The sequence below is a fragment of the Porphyromonas sp. COT-239 OH1446 genome (assembly GCF_000768875.1).
GTDB lineage: Bacteria > Bacteroidota > Bacteroidia > Bacteroidales > Porphyromonadaceae > Porphyromonas.
The window spans coordinates 1-3,129 of record NZ_JRAO01000035.1; the positions used below are offsets into that span (position 1 = coordinate 1).

Annotated in this window: 1 protein-coding gene; it reads left to right on the forward strand. The window is 57.3% G+C overall.

Going from position 1 to position 3,129, the window contains the following annotated elements:
* The first annotated feature begins 225 nt into the window (after window positions 1-225).
* Entirely contained in the window at window positions 226-2,835 is a 2,610-nt protein-coding gene (locus HQ37_RS07490; RefSeq protein WP_081951815.1) for an endonuclease MutS2, read from the forward strand.
* The last annotated feature ends 294 nt before the right edge of the window (window positions 2,836-3,129 follow it).

Here is a 3,129-nt window from a genome sequence, read left to right on the forward strand (position 1 = left end):
TTATCTCCCATGGCCATCTCCTTTGGCCCTGCTCCACACTGCCCCTCTCTCGCCTCCTCCTCCTTTCCCTTTTCCTGCACCCAAGACTGCCTATCATATTGCTCCTAGTCCTCGGATTAGAGTATGGGGCAGGTGGGGAGCTTTAGTCTTTGTCGCTTGGGGGGAGGTCATGTGTAGTGGTAATTGTATCTTTGCAGACAATTTATTGGAATAGAAGACGAGTAGATGAGATTGGGTAGAGTAGCACATTATCCAGAGAGTTTTGAGGCGAAGATCGCCTTCGATGAGGTGAGGATGCTCGTGGCTGAGCATGCCCTAACGCCTATGGGGCGGGAGCGTGTAGAGGGATTGGTCTGTCGGGACGACTTCTCCACCCTCAGTCAAGAGCTGACGCAGGTGCAGGAGATGCAGCAGCTCCTCCGAGGTGAGCTAGAGTTGCCCTCTCTGCGTGTCGTAGACTGTCGAGAGGCTCTGCAGCGCATCCGTCCTCAGGGGACGTACATCGAGCAAGAGGAGCTGGCAGATCTGCTGCAGATGCTTCGCTCGCTGCACGCCCTCTATTACTTCTTCCGAGTACAGACAGCCTCGGGGTCGGTGGAGGATGAGAGCCTGACCTTCCTCTATCCCGAGCTCTCTCGTGTACTGGAGAACTGCCCAACCTTTCCAAAGATCGAGCAGGCTATGGCTAGACTCCTAGGTAAGGATGGCAAGATCCGAGACAATGCCACTGGAGAGCTACTGCGCATTCGTACGGAGCTGAGCGATACCGAGCGGAGCATTTCGGGGTCGCTACAGCGCATCCTACGCACAGCCCGAGCCGAGGGCTGGGTTGAGGAGGGGGTACAGCCGAGCCTCAGAGATGGCCGCCTGGTGATCCCGGTGAGTCCGATGTACAAGCGCAAGATCAAAGGCATTGTCCACGACGAGTCTGCTACAGGGCGAACGGTCTATATCGAGCCTGTGGAGCTGGTCGAGGCCAATAACCGCATCCGAGAGCTAGAGGCAGAGGAGCGTCGAGAGCTGATCCACATCCTGACCGAGATCGCCAACAAGCTACGCCCCAATCTGTCGCATCTGCTCGGTGCCTATGAGCTACTTGGGGTGATAGACTTTATCCGAAGCAAGGCCCAGTGGGGGCTCAGCCACGAAGCGATCTGCCCTAGGCTCGAGGCCGAACCTCGGCTGGAGTGGTTTGGGGCGAAGCATCCTCTGCTCATGCGCAGCCTCAAGGCTCAGGGGCGAGAGATCGTGCCGCTGGATATTGAGCTCTCTCTGCCCGAACGCAGGCTTTTGATCATCTCTGGGCCGAATGCTGGAGGAAAATCGGTTTGTCTCAAGACGGTGGGCCTATTGCAATATATGGTGCAATGTGCCCTGCCCATCCCCGTGGCAGAGCAGTCGAGGGTAGGGGTCTTCTCTCGCCTTTTCATCGACATCGGCGACGAGCAGTCAATCGAGGATGATCTGAGTACCTACAGCTCTCATCTGAGCAATATGAAGCACTTCGCTCGTGAGTGTGATCCCGAGACGTTGATCCTCATCGACGAGTTTGGCGGGGGGACAGAGCCCACGATCGGAGGGGCTATTGCCCAGGCCCTGCTGCATCGCTTCAACGAGCAGGGAGCTTGGGGGGTGATCACCACGCATTATCAGAACCTGAAGACCTTTGCCGAGGATCATGAGGGCTTGGTCAATGGAGCGATGCTCTATGATCGGCACGAGATGCGCCCGCTCTTTCGCCTCTCGATCGGTCGTCCTGGCAGTTCGTTCGCCATCGAGATCGCACGCAAGATCGGCTTGCCCGAGGAGGTTATCCAAGAGGCCCGACAGATCGTGGGTAGCGACTATATTGATATGGATAAGTACCTACAGGACATCATCCGAGACAAGAGGTACTGGGAGGGCAAGCGAGAAAGCATTCGAAGGGAAGAAAAAGCCCTCCAGCAGGCTGCACAGAAGTACCACGATGAGATCGCTGCCCTCAAGGCTCAGCGGGCCGAACTCCTGGCCGAGGCTCGAGACGAAGCCAAGCGCATTGTGAATGAGGCGGGCAGCCGTGTCGAGCGTACCATCCGCGAGATCAAGGAGGCTGAGGCCGAACGAGAACGAACGATCAGCCTGCGCCAGGAGCTCCGATCGTACCAGGAGGATCTCTCTACGGAGACTGAGGATGATGGCCTCTCGGCACAGAAGGCACAGCGAGAGGTAGAGCGCATCCTGCGCCGTCGTGAGCGCAAGGCCGGGCGGGGGCAAGGTTCGAAGGACGAGGCGAAGGTCGTAGCGAAGCTCCGCCAGCTTACCCAGCAGGCTGCGCAAGGGCCCGAGGCCTCTGCCGAGCAGCGACCTCAGTGGACTGTCGGGCAGGAGGTGCGTATCGAGGGCCAGCAGAGTGTCGGGACGATCCTCTCTATCAAGGACGAGGAGGCCATCGTCGCTATGGGTATGCTCAAGGTTACAATCGCCCTGGATCGTCTGCGCCAGCCCAATGGCAAGGATAAGAGCCAAACGAAGCAGCAACAGAAGGCACAGAGCCTCACCTTGGGCCAGAGACATAGCAGCATCTTGGATCAGCTGCGAGAGAAGCGTTTGCACTTCAAGCAAGACCTGGACCTTCGGGGGATGCGGGTGAACGAAGCCCTAGAGGCCACTACCTACTTCGTGGACGATGCCTTGCAGCTCGGCATCAGTCGCGTGCGCATCCTGCACGGTACGGGTACGGGGGCCCTGCGTGAGGCCATACGGCAGTACCTCTCGGGAGTGCCAGGGGTGCGGCACTATGCAGATGAGCATGTACAGCTCGGCGGTGCCGGCATCACGGTGATCGACCTAGAGTAGAGCAGGGAAAGTGCCCTCGGTAGATCCTCGACCGAGGTCTCGGTACACCCTCGGTTGAGAAGCTATCTAGGCAGAGAACGGAGGTGTCGATAGAGCCTCGATAGAGGCATAAGTAGGATCTCGATTGAGACTCAAATAAGAGTTCGAGTGAAGTCCTATTTAAGCCTCGATTGAGGTATAAGTAGGACTTCGATTGAGGTATAAGTAGTCGTCCCTTAAAAAGCATTGCTAAGCGAGGAGTCATTCATGGATGACCCCTCGCTTAGCTTTTCGCTTATCATTTTGAGCAGATAC

Excerpts from the sequence above, each read along its gene's own strand:
- HQ37_RS07490 (WP_081951815.1), top strand. The coding sequence starts at position 226 with ATGAGATTGGGTAGAGTAGCACATTATCCAGAGAGTTTTGAGGCGAAG.